This is a genomic window from Massilia sp. DD77 (genome assembly GCF_036961685.1).
Classification (GTDB): domain Bacteria; phylum Pseudomonadota; class Gammaproteobacteria; order Burkholderiales; family Burkholderiaceae_D; genus Telluria.
In genome coordinates this window covers 67,078-87,316 of the sequence record NZ_JBAMDH010000027.1, presented here as the reverse complement: position 1 = coordinate 87,316, position 20,239 = coordinate 67,078, and the positions used below count along the sequence as shown (strand labels likewise).

Annotated in this window: 20 protein-coding genes; 13 read left to right on the top strand and 7 right to left on the bottom strand. The window is 67.1% G+C overall.

Annotated elements, in window-relative coordinates; translation table 11 throughout:
- The 5 genes from V7778_RS17205 to bufB all read left to right on the top strand — a co-directional run.
- The coding region (locus V7778_RS17205) for a general secretion pathway protein GspB (RefSeq protein ID WP_335557480.1) at nt 1–404 on the top strand (404 nt) is incomplete at its 5' end.
- Nucleotides 405–408: 4 nt separating this feature from the next.
- The gene (gene mobB / locus V7778_RS17200; RefSeq protein WP_335557478.1) at nt 409–951 is read left to right on the top strand and encodes a molybdopterin-guanine dinucleotide biosynthesis protein B; all 543 of its coding nucleotides are present in this window, start codon (nt 409–411) and stop codon (nt 949–951) included.
- Nucleotides 952–973: 22 nt separating this feature from the next.
- A complete protein-coding gene (locus V7778_RS17195) occupies nt 974–1,171 on the top strand; it encodes a YjfB family protein (protein ID WP_335557476.1) in 198 nt (65 codons plus the stop codon).
- Nucleotides 1,172–1,244: 73 nt separating this feature from the next.
- Nucleotides 1,245–1,595, top strand: a complete 351-nt coding sequence (bufA1, locus tag V7778_RS17190; protein ID WP_335557474.1) for a DUF2282 domain-containing protein — start codon at nt 1,245–1,247, stop codon at nt 1,593–1,595.
- Between the two features lie 5 nt (nt 1,596–1,600).
- Complete coding sequence (bufB, locus tag V7778_RS17185) at nt 1,601–3,241, top strand: MNIO family bufferin maturase (protein ID WP_335557473.1); 1,641 nt, start codon at nt 1,601–1,603, stop codon at nt 3,239–3,241.
- Nucleotides 3,242–3,293: 52 nt separating this feature from the next.
- Here the strand turns inward: bufB and V7778_RS17180 are convergent, their stop codons facing one another.
- From V7778_RS17180 to fumC, 3 genes are all read right to left on the bottom strand, one after another.
- Nucleotides 3,294–3,578: a DUF883 family protein gene (locus tag V7778_RS17180; protein WP_335557471.1), complete on the bottom strand. Its 285-nt coding sequence runs from the start codon at nt 3,576–3,578 to the stop codon at nt 3,294–3,296.
- A gap of 113 nt (nt 3,579–3,691) precedes the next feature.
- Nucleotides 3,692–3,904 (bottom strand): RNA-binding S4 domain-containing protein, encoded by a 213-nt coding sequence (locus V7778_RS17175; RefSeq protein WP_211521150.1) that lies wholly within the window; start codon nt 3,902–3,904, stop codon nt 3,692–3,694.
- Between the two features lie 57 nt (nt 3,905–3,961).
- Nucleotides 3,962–5,356, bottom strand: a complete 1,395-nt coding sequence (fumC, locus tag V7778_RS17170) for a class II fumarate hydratase (RefSeq protein ID WP_335557468.1) — start codon at nt 5,354–5,356, stop codon at nt 3,962–3,964.
- A 116-nt stretch (nt 5,357–5,472) separates the two neighbouring features.
- Here fumC and V7778_RS17165 point away from each other — a divergent pair, with 116 nt between their 5' ends.
- Nucleotides 5,473–6,531 carry a FimV/HubP-related protein gene (locus tag V7778_RS17165; RefSeq protein ID WP_335557466.1) on the top strand — a complete coding sequence of 353 codons (1,059 nt, stop codon included), beginning with the start codon at nt 5,473–5,475 and terminating at the stop codon, nt 6,529–6,531.
- 390 nt (nt 6,532–6,921) lie between these two features.
- Here V7778_RS17165 and V7778_RS17160 read toward each other — a convergent pair whose 3' ends face one another.
- On the bottom strand, nt 6,922–7,203 hold the full coding sequence (locus tag V7778_RS17160; RefSeq protein WP_335557464.1) for a flagellar protein FliT: 282 nt from the start codon (nt 7,201–7,203) through the stop codon (nt 6,922–6,924).
- Nucleotides 7,204–7,525: 322 nt separating this feature from the next.
- Here V7778_RS17160 and V7778_RS17155 point away from each other — a divergent pair, with 322 nt between their 5' ends.
- The 4 genes from V7778_RS17155 (at nt 7,526) to V7778_RS17140 (ending at nt 13,385) form a co-directional block, all read left to right on the top strand.
- A complete protein-coding gene (locus tag V7778_RS17155; RefSeq protein ID WP_335557463.1) occupies nt 7,526–10,162 on the top strand; it encodes a M1 family metallopeptidase in 2,637 nt (878 codons plus the stop codon).
- A gap of 52 nt (nt 10,163–10,214) precedes the next feature.
- Nucleotides 10,215–12,275 (top strand): M13 family metallopeptidase, encoded by a 2,061-nt coding sequence (locus V7778_RS17150; RefSeq protein WP_335557461.1) that lies wholly within the window; start codon nt 10,215–10,217, stop codon nt 12,273–12,275.
- Between the two features lie 239 nt (nt 12,276–12,514).
- On the top strand, nt 12,515–13,126 hold the full coding sequence (locus V7778_RS17145; RefSeq protein WP_335557460.1) for a class I SAM-dependent methyltransferase: 612 nt from the start codon (nt 12,515–12,517) through the stop codon (nt 13,124–13,126).
- Nucleotides 13,127–13,205: 79 nt separating this feature from the next.
- Entirely contained in the window at nt 13,206–13,385 is a 180-nt protein-coding gene (locus V7778_RS17140) for a CsbD family protein (RefSeq protein WP_335557459.1), read from the top strand.
- Nucleotides 13,386–13,444: 59 nt separating this feature from the next.
- On the opposite strand, the gene V7778_RS17135 is transcribed toward V7778_RS17140, so the two are convergent.
- Entirely contained in the window at nt 13,445–14,542 is a 1,098-nt protein-coding gene (locus tag V7778_RS17135) for an AI-2E family transporter (RefSeq protein ID WP_335557457.1), read from the bottom strand.
- Nucleotides 14,543–14,680: 138 nt separating this feature from the next.
- On the opposite strand from V7778_RS17135, the gene V7778_RS17130 reads away from it, so the two are divergent.
- Nucleotides 14,681–14,866, top strand: a complete 186-nt coding sequence (locus V7778_RS17130) for a CsbD family protein (protein WP_335557456.1) — start codon at nt 14,681–14,683, stop codon at nt 14,864–14,866.
- A gap of 242 nt (nt 14,867–15,108) precedes the next feature.
- Here V7778_RS17130 and V7778_RS17125 read toward each other — a convergent pair whose 3' ends face one another.
- Nucleotides 15,109–17,328: a S9 family peptidase gene (locus V7778_RS17125; protein ID WP_335557454.1), complete on the bottom strand. Its 2,220-nt coding sequence runs from the start codon at nt 17,326–17,328 to the stop codon at nt 15,109–15,111.
- Nucleotides 17,329–17,415: 87 nt separating this feature from the next.
- Nucleotides 17,416–18,819: an MATE family efflux transporter gene (locus V7778_RS17120; RefSeq protein WP_335557452.1), complete on the bottom strand. Its 1,404-nt coding sequence runs from the start codon at nt 18,817–18,819 to the stop codon at nt 17,416–17,418.
- Nucleotides 18,820–18,983: 164 nt separating this feature from the next.
- On the opposite strand from V7778_RS17120, the gene V7778_RS17115 reads away from it, so the two are divergent.
- Nucleotides 18,984–19,895: a DnaJ C-terminal domain-containing protein gene (locus V7778_RS17115; RefSeq protein ID WP_335557449.1), complete on the top strand. Its 912-nt coding sequence runs from the start codon at nt 18,984–18,986 to the stop codon at nt 19,893–19,895.
- Between the two features lie 9 nt (nt 19,896–19,904).
- Complete coding sequence (locus tag V7778_RS17110; protein WP_335557447.1) at nt 19,905–20,219, top strand: chaperone modulator CbpM; 315 nt, start codon at nt 19,905–19,907, stop codon at nt 20,217–20,219.
- The last annotated feature ends 20 nt before the right edge of the window (nt 20,220–20,239 follow it).

Genomic DNA, 20,239 nt, shown 5'->3' with positions numbered 1-20,239 from the left:
CGCCACCCGAACCGGTGCGCGAACCGGTGCGCGAAGCGGCACCGGCGCCGAAAGAGACGCCAAAGGCGGCGCCGGAAGAGACGCCAAAAGCGGCGCCGAAAGCGGCGCCCGAACCCGTCGTGGCAAAGGCCGCGCCGGAACCGGTGCGCGCGGCGCCCCCGCCGGCGCCTGAGGAAAACCTGCGCAGCCTGCAGGAGCTGCCGGAAGCGCTGCAGCGCGAGATCCCGAAGGTCGCCTTCGGCGGCTATATCTATTCGCCGAATCCGGCCGAACGCCTGCTCCTGGTCGACAAGATGCTGCGCCGCGAAGGCGAGGAAGTGGCTCCCGGCCTGGTGCTGGAACGTATCCTGCCCAAGGCGGCCGTGATGAATTACCGCGGCAACCGCTACCGTGCCGGCTACTGAGCGCATGGATCGCGTGCTGGCGGTGGTCGGCTGGTCCGGCAGCGGCAAGACCACGCTGCTGGAATTCCTGGTCGGCCGCCTGGCCGCCGAAGGCTTGCGCGTGAATGTGGTCAAGCACAGCCACCACGACATCGAACTCGAACCGCCGCGCAAGGACAGCGCCCGGCTGCGCATGGCCGGCGCGGCCGAGGTCATGATCGCCTCGCCCTACCGGGTCGCGATCCTGCGCGAGCTGCGCGGCGCCCAGGAGCCGCCGCTGGCCGAGCACCTGGCGCGCCTGGCGCCGGCCGACCTGACCCTGGTCGAGGGCTACAAGTGGGAAGCGCTGCCCAAGCTGGAAGTGTTCCGCCCGGCGCTCGGCAAGCCCGCCCTGTATCCGGAAGACGGGGAGATCGCCGCCGTCGTGTCGGATGCGCCCCGTCCGCCGGAGCTGGGGCAGGGTGTCGCCTGGCTCGACCTGAATGCGCCGGATCACGTCCTGGCCTGGTTGCGCGGCTGGATGCGTTCGCGCCCTCAAGTTTCCGAGCGGGCTGCCGTTAATGACTGATACGCCTTAATGGGAGATCGTCATGGATGTCGCGAGTATTGCAAAATTGGCAACCAGCATCGCTGAAACCGGTAACAAGCAGGACGTCAGCCTCGCGGTGCTCAAGCGCGCGCAACAGATCGAGATGTCGAATGCGACCCAGCTGATCGAGGCCGTGCAGGCCGCCGGGCCGGCCAACCTGCCTCCGCACCTGGGCAACAAGATCAATACCACCGCCTGATACCTGGGCGATTGATTTTCCGGCGGCGCCGGGCGACACTGGCGGCTCATTTGCTTTCTCACCGGAGTTTTTCATGTCGCACCGCCATGCCCTGATCGCCGCCGCCCTGGCCGGCGTTTGCGCCGCTTCTTCCCACACCGCCGCCCAGGCCGCCGGCCAGGCCGAAATGGGTACGCCCAAGGCCGACCAGGAAATGTGCTACGGCGTGGCCAAGGCCGGCCAGAACGACTGCGGCACCGCCACCCACGGCTGCATGGGCGCCGCCGCCACCGACAACGACCCGGCCGAATGGAAATTCGTGGCCAAGGGCAGCTGCGCCAAGCTGGGGGGCGCGCTCAAGCCGGGCGCCGCCACGGCGGACAAGGCGGCCGATCCCGCCACCCCGGCCGCGCCGGAAACGCTCACGTCGCCCCAGACCAAGTAAGTCCCATGTTCCTGTCGCAGGCGGGCGTCGGCGTCGGCTTGCGCCCGCCCCACGTCCGCGCCTTCCTCGAACGGCGCCAGCCGGTCGGCTGGATCGAAGTCCATTCCGAAAACTACCTCGCCCGCGCCGGCTGGGATTGGCACGTGCTGCGCCGCCTGCGCGAGGACTACCCGCTCAGCCTGCACGGCGTGGGCCTGGGACTGGGTTCCGCGCGCGGCTTTTCCGAGGCCCACCTGGCGCGTGTGCGCGCACTGGTCGAGGCGGTCGATCCCTTCCTGGTGTCCGAGCACCTGTGCTGGGGCGCGCTCGGCGACCGCCAGCTCAACGACCTGTTGCCGCTGCAGCTCGACACCGCCACGCTCAAGCTGCTGTGCGCCCGCGTCCAGCAGGCGCAGGAGCTGCTGGGCCGCCGCATCCTGGTCGAGAACCTGTCCGCCTACGTGCGCTTCCAGGGCGACGCGATGAGCGAGGCCGCCTTCCTGGCCGAGCTGGCGCGGCGCACCGGCTGCGGCATCCTGCTCGACGTGAACAACCTCTACGTCAACCAGCGCAACCACGGCGAGGATGCGCTCGCGGCGATCGCCGCGCTGCCGGCCGGGAGCGTGGGCGAGATCCACCTGGGCGGCCATCTCGAGACGCCGGCCGCCGTGATCGATCACCATGGCGCGGCGGTCGCGCCAGCCGTGTGGGCCTTGTACCGCGCCGCGCTCGAACGCTTCGGGCGCCTGCCCACGCTGGTCGAATGGGATACCGATGTCCCGGCGCTCGACGTGCTGCTGGGCGAGGCGGACAAGGCGCGCGCGATCGCGCAGCAGTACGAGGCGCCCGCACCGGTGGCGCAAGCCCTGGCCCCCTTCGCAGGCGACGCCGCGGCGCCGGAGGCCGCCGGCCTCCAGCAGCGTTTCGGCCAGGCGCTGCTGGACGCCGCCATGCCGCTGCCGGAGCTGCGTGGCGACCCCGCGCGACTCGGCGTCTACCGCGGCAACCTGGCCGAAAACTGGCGCCGCGCCCTGGCCAATGCCTATCCCGTCATCTTTCAATTGGTGGGCGCGGACTATTTCGGCGGCCTGGCGCGCGCCTACGGCAGGGCGCACCCTTCGCAAGACCCCGACCTGAACCGCTTCGGCGCGCAGCTCGCGTCCTTCCTGGACGGCTTCGAGCCCGCCGCCGAGCTGCCCTGGCTGGCCGACATGGCGCGCCTCGAATGGGCCTTGCACCTGGCCTGGCAGGCGCCGGACGTGGCGCCGCTCGGCATCGGCATCCTCACGGGATTCGATCCGGCCCGGCTGGCGGGCGCCCGCCTGGCGCTGCATCCGTCCTGCGCGCTGCTGCGCAGCCGCTGGGCCGTGGCGCGGCTGTGGCTGGCCCACCAGGACGGCGGCCCGGCCTTTCCGGAAACGATGGAAGGAAACGGCCATGCGCTGGTCGTGCGCAGGGGCTGGAAAGGGGAGGTGGTGGAGACGGGCCGCTTCGAAGACCTGGCCCTGGCGCGCCTGATGGAGGGCGGCACACTGGGGGCTGCGCTGGACGCCGCGCTATGCGATACGGAAGCGGGGGGCGGAGAGGTGCCGGATATCGGCGCGATGCTGCGCCGCTGGTTCGGGCTGGGCGTCGTGGCAGCGATCGCGGCGGACGACGCCCGGTAACGGAAGAATGCGGGAGGATGCGGAAGATGCAGGAGGCCGCGTCGGGCGGCGCTCAGTGGAAGGCGCGCAGGATGCGGTCTTCGCCGCTGCGGTCGCGGAAACGCTCGTTGGCGGCGCGGGTGGCGGCCATCATGCGCTCCAGCTGGGCATCCTCGAAGCGCGCCAGCTCCTCGTTCGCCGCCTCCAGCGCCAGCGCCAGCTTGGCGCGCGCGCTCTGGTAGAGGGCGCTCGAGTAGTGGTCCGTATTCTTGAGCAACTCTTCCGCGTTTTCGATCACGAGCCGCAGGTCGCCGATCAGCTGTTCCTGGGACTGTGCGCGGTGTTCCGGGGTTTCCATCGTCTTCACCTTTGAGACCGATTGATGACGTCTTAAAATATAAACAAGGAAGCCCCGCTTTGTTTGTTAGCGCGCAAACATAGCCGACACATCCGGAGCGCGCCGGCGCACGCTTACTGCACGCGAATCTGCAGGTCGCCGATCGTGACGGTCTGTCCGCTGCGGATCTTGGCGGTCTTGCGCAGCTCCTGTTTCCCATCGACCGACACCGCGCCGCTGGCGACCATGTTCTTGCCGGCGCCGCCGCTGTCGACCAGGCCGACCAGCTTGAGCAGCTGGTTGACCTCGACGAATTCTGATGTCAAATCGAAAACTATTTTTTGCATTCTATCCTCGGGGTGGGTAAGGGCGGCGTACGATAGACGAGGCCGCCAGTGCGGTGTTCAGACGCGGTCCGGCCGCGTCATCTCGATCGGGACGATCCACTGCTCGAACTGCTGCTCGTCGACGAAGCCGGTCTGGAGCGCGGCCTGGCGCAGGGTCAGGCCTTCGCTGGAGGCCTTCTTGGCGATCTGCGCGGCGCGATCATACCCGATATGCGGGGCGAGCGCGGTCACCAGCATCAGCGATTTTTCCATCAGCTCGCCGATCCGGGCGTGGTTGGGTTCGATGCCCTTGGCGCAGTGTTCGTCGAAGGAGCGCATGCCGTCCGCCAGTACCCGCGCGCTTTGCAGGAAGTTGTGCGCAATCATGGGCTTGAACACGTTCAGCTCGAAATTGCCCTGCGAGCCGCCGACCGTAAGCGCCACGTCGTTGCCGAACACCTGGCAGCACAGCATGGTGAGGGCTTCGCACTGGGTCGGATTGACCTTGCCCGGCATGATCGAGCTGCCCGGCTCGTTCTCGGGGATCGTGATCTCGCCCAGGCCGGAGCGCGGGCCGGAAGCCATCCAGCGCACGTCGTTGGCGATCTTCATCAAGGCCGTGGCCAGGGTCTTGAAGGCGCCGTGGGTGGCGACCATGGCGTCGTGGCCGGCCAGGGCCATGAACTTGTTGGGCGCGCTCTTGAAGGCCAGGCCGGTGCGCGAGCCCAGCTCGGCGGCGATGCGCGGCGCGAAGTCCGGGTGGGCGTTCAGGCCGGTGCCGACGGCGGTGCCGCCCGCGGCCAGCAGCAGCAGGCCGGGCAGGGACGCCTTGATCGCGTGTTCCGAATACTCGAGCTGGGCCACGTAGCCGGAGAATTCCTGGCCCAGGGTGAGCGGGGTGGCGTCCTGCAGGTGGGTGCGGCCGATCTTGACGATGTCGGCGAAGTCGCGCGACTTGATCTCCAGGGTCTGGCGCAGCCTGGCCAGGGCCGGCAGGACGCCCTTGGCGACGGCGAGCGCGGCCGCCACGTGCATGGCGGTGGGGAAGATGTCGTTCGAGGACTGGCCCATGTTGACATGGTCGTTCGGGTGCAGCAGGCGCGCCTCGCCGCGTTCGCCGCCCAGCAGCTCGGAGCCGCGGTTGGCCAGCACCTCGTTCATGTTCATGTTGCTCTGGGTCCCGGAGCCGGTCTGCCACACGGCCAGGGGGAATTCGTCCGGGTGGCGGCCGTCGAGGACTTCGTCGGCGGCCGCGATGATGGCGTTGGCCTTGTCGGCGGGGAGCTTGCCGAGCGAGCGGTTGACGGCCGCCGCGGCGCGCTTGACCTGGGCCAGGGCCGCCACCAGTTCCGGCGCCATGCGCTCGGTCGAGATATGGAAGTGGTGGAGCGAGCGCTGGGTCTGCGCGCCCCACAGCCGGTCCGCCGGCACCTCGATGGGGCCGAAGCTGTCCTTTTCAATCCTGTTTTCCATAGACAAGTCCTGTTCTGGTTCTCGTTAACACGGCTGGGACTAAAGAGTTTAGCGCACTGGCCGTTATTTACGTTCAGGCTTCACTTTTCTTCTCCGTTATGGCTTGCCGCTCCCCCTTGCTATTCTTTTGCGCACTCTTCGCGGGTGCCGCCGGCGCTGCCGAACTGGGCGAAGCGCGCGTCAGCTCCTATATGGGGCAGCCGCTCGTGGCCGACATCGAACTGACCCTGATCGAGAACGCCGCGGCGCCGGTCCAGGTGCGCCTGGCCCATCCCAACGTCTACCGCGGCGCCAACATCGGCATGCCGCACGTGCTGTCGACCCTGAACATGTCCGTCATGCAGCGCGACGGCCGCCAGTTCCTGCACGTGACATCGCGCGCGCCGGTGGAGGCGAGCCATCTGCACCTCTACCTCGACCTGGCGGACGGCAGCCAGCGGGGCGTGCGGCTGGCGACCTTGTGGCTGTCGCCGGATCCGAATCCGGCGCCGCCGCCCGTGCCTGTGCCCGTGCCCGTGCCGGCCGCCGCGGCGGCCCCCGCTTCGGCGCCCGCTCCAGCTCCGGCTCCGGTCAAGGCGCCCGTGCCGACGCCCGTGCCGGAGCTTGTCGCCAAGCCCGCGCCCGCACCTGTGGCCAAGCCGCCGCAGTCCAAGCTTGCGTCTGCAGTGAAGGCCGAGAAGCTTGCTCCGCCGGCGGTCCTGGCGTCCGCCGCCGCGGCCCCGGCGCCGGGCAGCTGCGCCCCTGCCGTGCAACCGGCCTCGCCGAAGGTCTGCGCGGCCCTCGACTACAAGAACGCCCAGCTGCGCGAGCAGATCGGCGTGCTGGAGGACAAGGTCAGGGTGCTGCAGGTGGCAATGGGTGCCAGCCCGGCGGCGGTCACCGCGGCCAAGCCGGCCAAGCCCAAGGCGCACAAGCCGCGCAAGAAGCCCCAGCCGGAACCGGTGGACGAGACGCCCTGGGCCTGGATCGGCGGCGGCATCGCGGCCCTGCTGGCGCTGGGCGGCGGCATGCTGGTGGCGAAGCGGCGCAAGAAGGCGGCCGTGGAGCCGACGGTGTCCCTGGCGGCGCGCCTGCGCCAGCGTTTCGCGCGCAAAAAAGCAGCCAGGGAAGCCGCGCCGGAAGCCGCAGAGCCGAGCCTGGAAGAGGTCGCGCACGACACGTCTACACAAGTATAAATTTTGCGTTATACTGAATCCGTGGTCGTCGAGATCACAAACGGCGCAGGGTCTGGCGCAGCCACCACCGATAGCGTGGCGCGAACCGCAGACGAACGTTGAACAAACGCCTGTGTCCGGAAGCAGTCTATTTGCCTACAGCGGCGGTGGACGCCGGAAGCAACCGGCAAGAGGCGACACCAGGAGATACCTGGTGCTCGCTCTCCGCATTCCGCGGCTGAGCCTCCGGCTCGGTTGCACCAAAAGCGCCTGCGGGCGCTTTTTTCATGGCGGATGATCTTGCCGCGCCTGACTATCGAGACCTAGGGTTGGCGGCGCAGCCGCCAACCCTAGGCAAGGGCGACAAAAAAGGCGCCCGGGGCGCCTTTTGTCATTTTTGCAAGTTACCGATCAGTGCGCCTGCATCGCACGGTCCAGCTGCCCCATCCACGGATCGGTCACGTCGCGGATCGCGCGGTCGTTGGCCATCAGCTGCTTGAGCAGGTCGATCTTGCGCAGGCGCTTGGCGCCGTCCAGGGCCGGCACGCCGGTGGCGGCGACACGCGCTTCCACTTTGGCCTCGGCGCCGAGCTGCTCGAAGTTCTTCCAGTCGCCAGCCTGGGCCGCGCTCGCCATCTGGCCGGTCACGGTGGCCAGGTTTTCGTACATCGAGAGGACTTCGTTCGCGGTCATGAGAGCACCAAGGGCTGGAAACGCCGGCCGGATTGCCGGTTGTCTACATCGTTATCGGACGCGCTTTAGGGAACTTTAGGGCTGTTCTCAAAAATATTTGAATATTTTTCAAAGCAAAGAAAAGTTGCTGATAGTGCAATGATAGGCCGCGTGGGCCTCGCTGGCCGGTACGCGCTATTCCCCCTTTTATGCAGTTTGGCCCCGTTTTTCGCAGTCTGTCGCATTTGGCGCGCGCAGGATAAGCCGCTTGCTTAGAGTGCAGCCTGAATTGTTGCGCATTCCGGCGCGAGTCCGGACGCCTGAACAAGAACGAGAGAGACCTATGAGACACATGCCGGTCACGCGCACCGCCGCTGCCCTTGCGCTAGCTTTTGCGGCGGCCAGCGCCGTCGCCCCCGCCCATGCCGAGGCGCCATATTCTTTTGCCGCCACCCCCGGCAAGCTGCCCAAGGACGTGGTGCCGATCCAGTACACCGCCCACCTGGTGGCCGACGTGCCCGGGAACAGCTTCCGCGGCAGCCAGACGGTCGATATCGAGGTCCTGACGCCCACCTCGACCATCATGCTGAATGCCGACAACATGGAGATCGAGGCCGCCAGCCTGTCCGGGCAAGGGGGCAAGCAGGCCAGGCTGACACCTATCCTGGACCGCAAGGCGCAAACCCTGCGTTTCGACCTCGCCCAGCCGCTGGCGCCGGGTCGATACACATTGGCGCTCCAGTTCCGCGGCCTGATCACGCGCGAAGCGCGCGGCATGTTCTACGTGAACTACAAGGCGGGCGGGGCGGACAAGAAGCTGATCGCCACCACGATGGCCCCGAGCGACGCGCGCCGCGTGCTGCCGACCTGGGACGAGCCGTCCTTCCGCGCCCGCTTCAAGCTGACCGTCGACGTGCCGGGCAACTTCAAGGCCTATTCCACCACCCCGGTCGAAAAGCGCGAATCCCTCGCCGGCGGCATGCAGCGCATCTCCTTCGGCAACACGCCGAAGATGCCGAGCTACCTGGTGGTGCTGGTGGCGGGCGAGATGGAGCGTTTGGCCGGCGAGCAGGACGGGGTCGACATCGGCATCGTGACCACCGAGGGCAAGCAGGGCTCGGCCATTTTCCCGCTGGCCGCCTCGCGCGAGCTGCTGCATTACTTCAACGACTACTTCGGGATCCCGTATCCGCTGCCCAAGCTGGACCAGATCGCGATTCCGGGCGGCTTCAACGGCGCCATGGAAAACTGGGGCGCCATCGTCTACAACGAGCCGACCCTGCTCTACGATCCGAAGCGCAGTCCGGAACGGGTGAAGAAGATGTCCTTCGACATCAACGCCCACGAACTGGCCCACCAGTGGTTCGGCAACCTGGTCACCATGGCCTGGTGGGACAACCTGTGGCTGAACGAAGGCTTCGCCTCCTGGATGGCGGCCAAGGCCACCCAGCACTTCCACCCGGAATGGCGGCCCTACCTGAGCGGCATCGCGGAGCGCGAGTACGTGCTCAACCTGGACGCGCGCAAGACCACCCACCCGATCCAGGCCAAGGTCGACAACGAGGAGCAGGCCGCCGCCGCCTTCGACGCCATCACCTACCACAAGGGCGAGGCTTTCCTGCGCATGCTCGAGGCCTACCTGGGCGAGGAACCCTTCCGCAAGGGCATCCGCGCCTACATGGCCAAGCACCAGTATTCGAACACCACCTCGGCCGACCTGTGGCAGGCGCTGGAAAAGGCGACCGGCAAGCCGGTCGAGAAACTGGCTTCGGACTGGACCCGGCAGCCGGGCTTCCCGCTGGTGAAGGTGGAGCAGGCCTGCGAGAACGGCAAGCGCCGGGTCACCCTGTCGCAGGAGCAGTACCGCCTGGACGAACCGGCCGCCGAGAAACGCCTGTGGGACATCCCGGTGCAGGTCGGCACCGTCAACGGCAAGGCCTGGACCCTGCTGCTGTCCGGCCAGAGCAAGACCTTCACCCAGGCCAGCTGCGAAGGCGCGCTGGTGGTCGACCCCTACAGCGTGGGCTATTTCCGCGTGCACTACGACCCGGCCAGCTTCCAGGCCCTGGCGGCCCAGGCGCCGCAGCTGCGCGACTCCACCCGCCTGAAGCTGCTGACCGACACCTGGAGCATGGTGTCGAGCGGCCGCATGCAGCTGGACGGCTACCTGAAGCTGGTCGCCAGCTACGGCGACGAGCCGCGCCTGGCGGTGTGGGATTCGATCCTGTCCAACCTGCGCACTCTCGAATCGCTGGCGCGCGGCGAGCCCGAGCAAGCCCTGATCCGCCGCTTCCTGATCGGTTTCGCCAAGCCGAAGTTCGAGAAGCTGGGCTGGGAAGAAATGCCGGGCGAACCCGTGGAAGACGCCGAACTGCGCGCGCTGCTGGCCACCGCGCTGGCGCGCGCCGGCGATCCGCAGGCCATCGCCGAGGGCAAGGCCCGTTTCGCGCGCTACCTGGCAGACCCGAGCGCGGTGTCGCCGGCCATGATCGATTTCGTCATCGGCACCGCCGGCCGCTACGCCGACGCCGCCACCTACGACGCCCTGGCCGCGCGTGCCGCGGCGGCCGCCACCAGTGAAGAGCGCAACCGCTTCGGCAAGGCCCTCACCAGCGCCCAGGACCCGGCGCTGGCCACGCGCACCATGCAGGCCCTGGTCTCGCCGGGCACCCCGCCGGACCTGATTCCCTACATGCTGTACGGCGTGGCCGGCGAGCACCTGGACCAGACCTGGGCCTTCGCCACCGCCCACCGCGACGCCCTGCTGAACAACATGGAGGCGGTCGGACGCTACAGCAGGTTCGCCGGCATCGTCGGCTCCTCGGCCGATAGCCGCCACGCCGACATGATGGAAGCCTATATGCGCAAGCACTTCGGTCCGGAGGGCGTGGTCGAGGCCGAGCGCGTCGGCAATGGCGTGCGCATCCGCGCCGCGCAAAAGGCGCGCCTGCTGCCGCAGGTTCGCGCCTCGCTCAAGTAACAAGCACGAGAACAAGCACGACAAACACACCCACCAAGAGAGAAGGGAAGCTATGAAAACCAGCTGGACTCCAATCAAGACCGCCGTCGCCATGGCCCTGTGCGGCGCCGCCTTCGCCATGGCGCCAGGCTTCGCCGCCGAGCAGGACAAGGCAAGCGAAGCGGGCGTGGCGCAGGCCAGGCCGGCCGCCGCCATGCTGCCGGGCGACGATTTCTTCGCCTGGGCCAACAGCGAGTGGCTGGCCAAGACCGAGATCCCGGCCGACCGCGGTTCCTGGAGTTCGATGCACGCCCTGGCAGAGGAAACCAACGGGCGCATCATCAAGCTGATCGAAGCCGCCGGCACCGACAAGGCCGCGAGCGCGGAAGCGCGCAAGGTCGCCGCTTTCTACAAGGCCTACATGGACGAAGCGGCCATCGAAGCGGCCGGCACCGCGCCGCTCAAGCCGCATCTGGCCAAGATCGCGGCGATCAAGACGCGCACCGACCTGGCGCGCGCGCTGGGCGGCACCTTGCGCGCCGACGTCGATCCGCTGAACGCCACCAACTTCGAGACCGAGAACCTGTTCGGCGTGTGGATCAACCAGGGCCTGAGCGACCCGACCCGCAACGTGCCCTGGCTGCTGCAGGGCGGCCTGGGCATGCCGGACCGCGCCTACTACCTGGACAACAATCCGAAGATGGCCGAGCTGCGCACCAAGTACCAGGCGCACATCGCCGCCATGCTCAAGCTGGCCGGCTACGACAAGGCCGAGGAACGCGCCCTGAAGATCTTCGCCCTGGAGTCCGAGCTGGCCCAGAGCCACGCCTCGCGCGAAGACTCGAGCGACATCCAGAAGGCCAACAATGTCTGGAGCGCCAAGGACTTCGCCGCCAAGGCCCCGGGCATGGACTGGAAGAGCTTCCTGTCGGCCGCCGGCCTGGGCAAGCAGGACCGCTTCATGGTCTACCATCCGACCGCGCTGGCCGGCGCCGCGCGCCAGGTGATGGCGACCGACGTCTCGACCTGGAAGGACTACCTGGCCTTCCACCTGGTGAACCAGTTCGCCGGCAGCTTGCCGAAGGCCTTCGCCGACCAGCGCTTCGCCTTCTACGGCACCGCCCTGGCCGGCACGCCGCAGCAGTCGCTGCGCTGGAAGCGCGCACTGGCGGCCACCAACGGCGCCATGGACGACGCGGTGGGCAAGCTCTATGTGCAGAAGTACTTCCCGGCCGAGAACAAGGCCCGCATCCAGCAGATGGTGGTCAACATCAAGGCCGCTTTCGAGCGCCGCATCGACAAGCTGGACTGGATGGCGCCGGCCACCCGCGCGCACGCCAAGGAAAAGGTGCGCACCATGTACGTGGGCATCGGCTACCCGGACAAGTTCAAGTCCTACGAGGGCCTCGAGGTTTCGCCGACGGATGCCTTCGGCAACGTGGTCCGCGCCCGGGAATACCATTACGCGCAGCAGCTGGCCAAGCTGAACGCCAAACCTGAGCGCACCGAATGGTGCATGCCGCCGCAGCTGATCAACGCGGTCAACCTGCCGATGCAGAATGCGCTGAACTTCCCGGCCGCGATCCTGCAGCCGCCGTTCTTCGATCCGCAAGGTTCGGACGCGGTGAACTATGGCGCGATCGGCTCGGTGATCGGCCACGAGATCAGCCACAGCTTCGACGACCTGGGCGCCCAGTTCGACGCCCAGGGACGCCTGCGCGACTGGTGGACCAAGGAAGACCTGGCCCACTTCAAGGCCGCGTCGCAGAAGCTGGTGGAACAGTACGGCGCCTACAAGCCTTTCGACGACCTGGCGCTGAACGGCCAGCTGACCCTGAGCGAGAACCTGTCCGACCTGGCGGGCCTGGCGGCGGCCTACGACGCCTACAAGGTGGGAATGGGCGCCAAGGCCGGCGCGGAAGCCGACCGCGAATTCTTCACCGGCTACGGCCGCGCCTGGCGCACCAAGATGCGCGAAGCGACCCTGCGCCGCGTGGTGCTGACCGACGGCCACGCGCCGGCGCAGTACCGCACTTATACCGTGCGTAACCTGGATGCGTGGTATGAGGCCTTCGATGTGAAGCCGGGGCAGAAGTTGTACCTGGCGCCGCAGGAGAGGGTGAGGGTTTGGTAAGTTGAAGGGTGCACGCCTGATGGGACGGGAGTGCATGCAAACTTGGCCGGGACAATGCCAGCGGCATTGTCCCGGCCTGCGCGGGGATGACGTGCAGGGGGAGCGTACGAAAGATGCCTTGCCGATTCTCCGAGCTGCCCTAAAAACCGTCGTCCCGGCGAAGGCCGGGACCCAAGTTCGTCGCGTAATGAGCGCATTCGCGCTCGCCACGATGGCAAGCAAAGCGTTACGATTGCACCATGACCCCCGACGACATCACCCGCCGCACCCTCGACCACTACAACCGCAGCGCCGACGCCTTCTTCGCCGGCACGATCAGCCACGACGTCAGCCAGAACATCGACGCGCTGCTGTCCGCCATCACCGCCCCAGCCCCGTGCACGATCCTGGACCTCGGCTGCGGCCCCGGCCGCGACCTGAAAACCTTCACCGCCCTCGGCCACCGCGCCATCGGCCTCGACGGCAGCGAGCAATTCGCGCAGATGGCCCGCGCCTACAGCGGCTGCGAGGTCTGGCGCCAGGACTTCCTGCACCTCGACCTGCCGCCCGCCATGTTCGACGGCATCTTCGCCAACGCGGCCCTGTTCCACGTCCCCAGCGCCCAATTGCCGGAAGTACTTGGCCACCTGTTCGCCACCCTCAAGCCCGGCGGCGTGCTGTTCAGTTCCAACCCGCGCGGCCACAACGAAGAGGGCTGGAATGGTCCGCGCTACGGCAGTTATTACGATTACGAAACCTGGGAGCACTACCTCACCACCGCCGGCTTCACGCCCCTGCATCACTATTACCGTCCGGCAGGATTGCCGCGCGAACAGCAGCCCTGGCTGGCCAGCGTCTGGCGCAAACCTTGAATGTTAAGCATCGTACAGAGTGGCTCGGCAATCGCGCATAAGGTGAAACTTCGATTCAACCCAGCATGAGGAGACCGTGATGAACAAGGACCAGATCAAGGGCCAGGCGAAGAACGTTGGCGGCAAGATCCAGCAGAAAGTCGGCGAAGCCGTCGGCAGCCGCCAGCAGCAGCGCGAAGGCCTGTCGAACCAGGCCGAGGGCAAGGTGCAGGAGAAAGTCGGCGACGTGAAGGACATCGTCAACAAAGGCAACCGCTAGGCCGCCGTTTTCACCAACGCCAGCCCCACAAAAAAGCCGCGCTGTGCGCGGCTTTTTTCTTATCCGGACTCCTTCCGCTTGACCGTCCGGTCGCCCAGCACGTCCTCGATGTACAGCATCCGCACCAGCACCGCCAGTCCCGCCGCCAGCGGCGTCGCCAGCGCCACGCCGGCGAAACCGAACAAGGTGCCAAAGATCAACTGCATCACGATCACCAGGGCCGGCGGCAGGTCGACCGCGCGCGCTTCGATCAGCGGCTGCAGCAGGTAGCCTTCCACCAGCTGCACGCCGACGAACAGGAAGACCGTGTACATCGCCAGTTCCGGGCTGATCGACAAGGCCAGCAGCACGGCCGGCACGCCCGCCATGACGGGGCCGAGGTAGGGGATGAAGTCGAGCAGGCCCGCGATGATGCCGAGGATGAGCGCCAGCGGCACGCCGAGCATGCTCAGGCCGATCGAGGTGGCGATGCCGACGATCAGCATCGAAGCCGCCTTGCCCATCAGCCAGCTGGCCAGCGTATGGCCGAGTTCCTGGAGTACCTGGCGGGCCCGGTCGCGCTTGGTCTGCGGAATCAGGCGCACCACGCCGGTCGTGTAGAGCTGGGGCGTGGCGGCGAAATAGATGCCGACGAAGAGGATGATGACCACATTGCCGAGGGCGCCGAGGATGCCGGTGAAAAACAGGCCGGCGTTCGGCACCATGTTGCCCATTTGCTTGACGATCTGTTCGGGCGGCGGCAGCTCGCCGGCGATGCGCTTGAGCAGGGGGTGCTGGGTGACCTCGCTTTGCAGGCGCTCCACGGCGGCCGGGATCTCCTTCGCCAGCTTGCTCGACTGCTCGGCAATCTGCGGCGCCATGGCCCACCCGCCCAGGCCGATGACGGCAAGCAAGAGCAGCACGACCGCGGTCAGCGCCAGCTTGCGCTTGAGGCCAAAGCGGCGGTGCAGGATCTCGCTCAGCTTGTAGAGCAGCACGGCGCACAGGATGCAGGCGAAGGTCAGCAGCAGGGCGTCCGCGGCCAGCACGATGGCGGCGGCGCCGAACAGGAACAGGACCGCGATGCCATTGATGAGCGTGGCGCGGCGCGCTAGCCGGCGCTGCGCCTGGGGCGGCTCGGGCGGCGGAGGCGCGCTGGGGGCTTGGTCGTCGTTCATCGCTATCTCCCTTCGGGCGGCGGTGCCGCGTTGCAAAAAGATTAGCACTGGGCGGGATACGGCTGTGTGCGGAAGCGTACGGAATCGCTCATCGGGCCTTGCTATATTGATATCGAACCCACTGAAAAGGAGAACACCATGAACAAGGACCAAGTCGAAGGCAAGCTGCAAGACATCGGCGGCAAGATCCAGGAAGAGGCCGGCAAGCTGGTGGACAGCCCGGAGCAGCAGCTCAAGGGCCTGAAGAACCAGGTCGAAGGCAAGACCCAGGAAAAGCTGGGCGATGCGCGCGAAGCGCTGGATGAGGCGGTGCGCAAGCCGTAAGTCTTACTTGCGCTGGATGGGGAACAGCCGCCGGGAGGCGGCTGTTGTTGTTTACGGGTGTGTGTAGGAACCCGCCTTCGCGGGGATGACGTTGATATAGCGCGGCTGATTGCTACCCGCACGACTTCGACTACGTTCGTAAGAACGTCATCCCCGCGACGGCGGGGACCCAAGTTCCACGCTCCGCCACCCCAAACAACAACGGCCGCGATCAACGCGGCCGTTCTCACAGGGGGACGAAATTACTTCGCCCCAGTCCCGCCCAGGTTCTTCTTGAAGAACGCCTCGATCAGCCCATACACGTGCCGCTGGTTGACCTTCCCGGAAATGCCATGCTTCGCGCCCGGATAAGTCATCAGGTCGAACTGCACATTGCGCTTCACCAGCTCGTCGATCAGGCGCGTGGTATTGGTGAACAGGACGTTGTCGTCCGCCATGCCGTGCACCAGCAGCAGCGGCGACTTCAGGCCGTCCAGGTGCGCGAACACGCCGCTGCGCTGGTAGGCTTCCGGATCGCCCTTCGGCGTGCCGCCCACGAACTGCTCGGTGTAGTGGGTGTCGTACAGCGCCCAGTCGGTCACCGGCGCCACCGACACGCCCATCGCGATCTTGTCGGAGGCTGCCGCCAGCAGGCGCAGGGTCATGTAGCCGCCGTAGCTCCAGCCGAACACGCCCACGCGCTTCGGATCCACGAAGCTCTGCGTGCCCAGCCACTCGATGCCGGTCAGCTGGTCCTCGACTTCGTGCTTGCCCAGGTTGTTGTAGATGACGTCGGTGAAGGCGCGCTCGCGGCGGCTCGAGCCGCGGTTGTCGAGGCGGAAGACCACGAAGCCCTGCTGCGCCATGTACTGGTCGAAGTAGTTGCCCCAGGCGCGGGTCACGCGCTGCGAGTGCGGGCCGCCGTAGGTGAACAGGAAGACCGGGTAGCGCTTGGCGGCGTCGAAGTTGGCCGGCTTGATGATGGAGTAGTGCAGGGTCTGGCCATCCTTGGCCTTGATCGTGCCGTACTCGGTCGGCAGGTGGTCCGGCAAGTACTTGGCGTAGGGATGGTTCGCGTTCAGCTCGTTCTTCTCCAGCCATTCGACCATCGAACCGTCGGCGCGGCGGATCGACACTTGCGGCGGGGTGCGCGGGTTCGAATAGGTGTCGACGAAGAGCTTGCCGTTGCCCGCGAAGGAGGCGTCGTGCCAGCCGTCGCCGCTGGTGATGCGCGCCGGCTTGGCGGCGTTGCTGCCGTCCAGGTTCAGCGCATAGGTCTGCTTGTCGATCACGGCGTCGCGGTTCGACGAGACATAGACCTTGCCGGCGCTTTCGTCGACGGCCAGCACATTGTCCACGCCCCATTCGCCCGACGAGATCGGATGCAGCAGCTTGCCGTCCAGGCCGTACAAATACAGGTGATTGCGGCCGCTGCGCTCCGAGGCCCAGATGAAGGCGTTGTTCTTCTTCAGGAAGCGCAGGTCGTTGTGGATGCTGACCCAGGTCTTCGAGGTTTCGGAGAACAGCGGGCGCTGGGCCAGGGTGGCGACGTCCACGGCCACCAGGTCGAGGCGCTTCTGGTCGCGCGTCTGGCGCTGGTAGACCAGGGTCTTGGCGTCGGCGCTGAAGTCGGCGCGCACCAGGTAGATGTCTTTCTCGGCGCCGAGGTCGATCTTGCGCTGCTCGCCATTGACCGGGTTCACGATCATCAGGTCGATCAGTACGTTCGGATCGCCCGCGGCCGGGTAGTGCTGGTCGATCACTTCGGTGCGGTCGGCGAAGATCTCGAAGCGGCGCACCACCGGCACCGGCGCCTCGTCATAGCGGCGGTAGGCGATGGCCGAATCGTCCGGCGCCCAGTAGTAGCCGGTGTGCTGGTCCATTTCTTCCTGCGCCACGAACTCGGCTTCGCCGTTGTGCACGGTGCCCTTGCCGTCCGTGGTCAGCTGGCGCTCGGCGCCGGTTTTCAGGTCGATCACCACCAGGTTCTGGTTGCGCACGAAGGAGACGTAGCGGCCCTTCGGCGAGATCTTCGGATCGATCACGCTGCCCGAGGCGACCTTGCGCGCGGCCTCCGGCTTGGCGGCGTCGACCAGATAGAGGTCGCCGCCGATCGGCACCAGGAGCTGGCGGCCGTCAGGCGACCAGAAATAGTTCAGGATGCCCGACAGGCCGGCGGTGCGGGCGCGCTCGCGGCGCGCTTTTTCCTCGAGCGACAGCTCCTCGTTCGGCACCAGGCGTTTGGAATCGACCAGGCGCTGGGTTTTCTTGCTCTTGGTGTTGTACTCCCACAGGTCCAGCTGGTACTGGTTGTCGTCGCGGCCGCGCAGGAAGGTCACGCGTTCGCCGTCGGGCGACACGCGCAGGGTGCGCACGCCGGGACCGCTGAGGGCCGGTTCGCCGTAGATGCGGTCCAGCGTCAGGCGTTCGGCCATGGCGGGAGCGGCCGCGAGCGCGGCCAGGAGAAGGAGGAGAGGGCGCATGGATGTCTCTGGAATCTCGTTAATGTAATGCAACGGCGAGACGATACCAGAGTCCGTTTGGAAACGCTGTAAATATGTATCTCCGTTTCAGGCGGGTTTTGCATCGCGAATACGCTGGCGCGCGAGCTTTTCGAAGGACCAGGTGAGCAGCACCGCCGCCACCGTCAACCCCATTACCAGGCCGATCCAGAAACCGGTCGATTCCATCGGCGCCGCCGGCGCCCACGGGAACCACTGCGGCGCCAGGCCCAGGATGCAGCCGACCGGCAGCGACACGCCCCAGAAGGCCAGCAGCTGGATGATCATCGGCGGTCGCGTCACCTGGTAGCCGCGGATGGCCGAGGCGGTGGCCACCTGGGTCGCGTCCGACAGCTGGAACAGGGCGGCGAACAGCAGCAGGTGGGCGGTGGCGGCCTGCACCGCCGGGTCCGAGGTATAGGCGGCCGCGATTTCCCAGCGGAAGATGGCGATGCACAGCGCCGACAGCGCGCCGAAAGCCACCGACATGCCCACCCCCACCCAGCCGACGAAACGGGCGCGCTGCGGATTGCCTTCGCCCATGGCCTGGCCGACGCGGGTCAGCATGCCGATTGCAAAGCTGAGCGGCACCATGAAGACCAGCGACGCGAAGTTCAGCGCCACCTGGTGCGAGGACACCTGCACCACGCCGAAGCGCGCCACCAGCAGGCTGATCAGGCCGAAGGCGCTGACCTCGGCGAAATAGGTCACGCCGATCGGCAGGCCCAGGCGCAGCATGGCGCCGATCGATTTGGCCTCGGGGCCTTCCCAGCGGTCGAAGGGATAGGTGAGCCGGTAGGCGGGCGAGGTCTTCACCCACCACAGCATCGCGCCCAGCATCAGCCACATGCCGCTCGCGGTCGAGACCGCGCAGCCGACCGCGCCCAGCTTCGGGAAGCCCAGGTTGCCGAACACCAGCAGCCAGTTCATCGCCACGTTGTAGACCAGGCCGACAATGGCGATCCACATGATCGGCATGGTCTGGTTGATGCTGGTCGTGTAGCCGTAGAGCGCGCGGTAGCAGGCGAAGGCCGGCATGCCGACGCTGATCACATGCAGGAACAGCGCGGCGCGGTCGGCCACCGCCTGGTCCAGGCCGACATGGTCGAACAGCAGGGTGCACAGGTTGGCGAACAGGCAGGCGAGGAAGCCGACCAGCAGGCCCTTCCACATGGACTGGCGCACCGAATGCGGCACCTGGTCGTGGCGCGCGGCGCCGATCTCGTGCGCCACCACGGTATTGATCGCCATCATGGTGCCCATCACGGTGACGAGCACGATCGACCAGACCGAAGTCCCGAGCGACACGGCGGCCAGCTCTTCCGCGCTGACGTGGCCGGTCATGGCCACGTCCGCCACGCCCATGCCCACCGTCGCCAATTGGCCGAGCAGCATCGGCCAGGACAGGCGCCACAGGGTGGCGATTTCGGTGCGGACAGGCGACGTGGTCGCGGCGGAAACGGTGGCGGTCATGGCATTGCGAAGAAGCGGAGAAAACCTCCGATTCTACTGGCTTATTGCAGAGTCCGCGTTACCTTGCCCGCGACGCTCGGCGCCCCGGCCCTGGTTGAAATGCACACCTTTGAGCATCACATACGGATCATCTCACCCATCCAACCTGATCCAGGAGCAAGCTCGTGGAATACAAGGACTATTACCAGACCCTCGGGGTCGAGCGCGGCGCGTCGGCGGACGAGATCAAGAAGGCCTACCGCAAGCTGGTGCGCAAGTACCATCCGGACGTCAGCAAGCTGTCCGACGCCGACGCGAAGACGAAGGACATCAACGAGGCCTACGACGTGCTGGGCGACGCCGAGAAGCGCGCCGCCTACGACCAGCTCGGCCGCGGCCACCGTGCGGGCGAACAGTTCCGCCCGCCACCCGACTGGGGCGAGCAGTTCGACTTCGGCGGCGGCGGCGCCGACGATATCTTCGCCGACCTGTTCGCCCACATGGGTCGCGGCCGCCACGCGCGCCACGGCGGCCACCAGATGCGCGGCGAGGACATCCACGCGGCCGTCAGGATCGACCTGCGCGACGCCTACCATGGCGGCAGCCGCACCGTCAGCCTGCGCATGCCCCATCGCGATGGGCATGGCCGGGTGACGATGCGAGAAAAGACCCTCGACGTCAGCATTCCGAAAGGCGTGACGCCGGGCCAGCAGCTGCGCCTGGCGGGGCAGGGCCATGCCGGCGCCGGCGGCGGACAGGCGGGCGATCTCTACCTGGAAATCGCGTTCAATGCCGACCCGCGCTACCGCGTCGAGGGCGCGCACGTCTACGAGAACGTCCCCGTTACGCCCTGGGAAGCGGCACTGGGCGCGAGCGTGTCGGTGCCGACGCCGTCCGGTTCGGTGGAGGTGACGGTGCCGCCCGGATCGCAAAGCGGTCGCAAGCTGCGCCTCAAGGGCCGTGGCATCCCGGCCGCCCATCCGGGCGACCTCTACCTGATCCTGGATGTGGTGTTGCCGCCCGCGAACAACGACAGGGCGCGCGAGCTGTACCAGGCGATGGCGCGCGAGATGGCCTTCAATCCCCGGACCGCCTAGGAGGGAGCGATGATGCAAAGGAATGAATCCCTGAGCGGTGTGCTGCTGGACGAGACGGCGCTGACCCTGGACCAGCTCGCCTATGCCTGCAATGTCGAGCCGGAATGGGTGGTGCGCCATGTCGAAGCCGGGGTGCTGGGCGACGGAACGGTCCAGGTGACGGACTGGCGCTTCCGCAGCGGCGACCTCGCGCGGGCCCGCCGCCTGCTGCACCTGGAGCGCGATTTCGACGCCAACGAGGAATTGGCCGCGCTGGTGCTCGACCTGGCCGACGAGATCCGGCGCTTGCGCGCCCGCCTGCACGCTCTCGGCCTGGAGCCCTGATTGCGGCGCCGGCACGCCAG

Excerpts from the sequence above, each read along its gene's own strand:
- mobB (WP_335557478.1), top strand. The coding sequence starts at position 409 with ATGGATCGCGTGCTGGCGGTGGTCGGCTGGTCCGGCAGCGGCAAGACC.
- V7778_RS17195 (WP_335557476.1), top strand. The coding sequence starts at position 974 with ATGGATGTCGCGAGTATTGCAAAATTGGCAACCAGCATCGCTGAAACC.
- bufA1 (WP_335557474.1), top strand. The coding sequence starts at position 1,245 with ATGTCGCACCGCCATGCCCTGATCGCCGCCGCCCTGGCCGGCGTTTGC.
- bufB (WP_335557473.1), top strand. The coding sequence starts at position 1,601 with ATGTTCCTGTCGCAGGCGGGCGTCGGCGTCGGCTTGCGCCCGCCCCAC.
- V7778_RS17180 (WP_335557471.1), bottom strand. The coding sequence starts at position 3,578 with ATGGAAACCCCGGAACACCGCGCACAGTCCCAGGAACAGCTGATCGGC.
- V7778_RS17175 (WP_211521150.1), bottom strand. The coding sequence starts at position 3,904 with ATGCAAAAAATAGTTTTCGATTTGACATCAGAATTCGTCGAGGTCAAC.
- fumC (WP_335557468.1), bottom strand. The coding sequence starts at position 5,356 with ATGGAAAACAGGATTGAAAAGGACAGCTTCGGCCCCATCGAGGTGCCG.
- V7778_RS17160 (WP_335557464.1), bottom strand. The coding sequence starts at position 7,203 with ATGACCGCGAACGAAGTCCTCTCGATGTACGAAAACCTGGCCACCGTG.
- V7778_RS17155 (WP_335557463.1), top strand. The coding sequence starts at position 7,526 with ATGAGACACATGCCGGTCACGCGCACCGCCGCTGCCCTTGCGCTAGCT.
- V7778_RS17150 (WP_335557461.1), top strand. The coding sequence starts at position 10,215 with ATGAAAACCAGCTGGACTCCAATCAAGACCGCCGTCGCCATGGCCCTG.
- V7778_RS17145 (WP_335557460.1), top strand. The coding sequence starts at position 12,515 with ATGACCCCCGACGACATCACCCGCCGCACCCTCGACCACTACAACCGC.
- V7778_RS17140 (WP_335557459.1), top strand. The coding sequence starts at position 13,206 with ATGAACAAGGACCAGATCAAGGGCCAGGCGAAGAACGTTGGCGGCAAG.
- V7778_RS17135 (WP_335557457.1), bottom strand. The coding sequence starts at position 14,542 with ATGAACGACGACCAAGCCCCCAGCGCGCCTCCGCCGCCCGAGCCGCCC.
- V7778_RS17130 (WP_335557456.1), top strand. The coding sequence starts at position 14,681 with ATGAACAAGGACCAAGTCGAAGGCAAGCTGCAAGACATCGGCGGCAAG.
- V7778_RS17125 (WP_335557454.1), bottom strand. The coding sequence starts at position 17,328 with ATGCGCCCTCTCCTCCTTCTCCTGGCCGCGCTCGCGGCCGCTCCCGCC.
- V7778_RS17120 (WP_335557452.1), bottom strand. The coding sequence starts at position 18,819 with ATGACCGCCACCGTTTCCGCCGCGACCACGTCGCCTGTCCGCACCGAA.
- V7778_RS17110 (WP_335557447.1), top strand. The coding sequence starts at position 19,905 with ATGATGCAAAGGAATGAATCCCTGAGCGGTGTGCTGCTGGACGAGACG.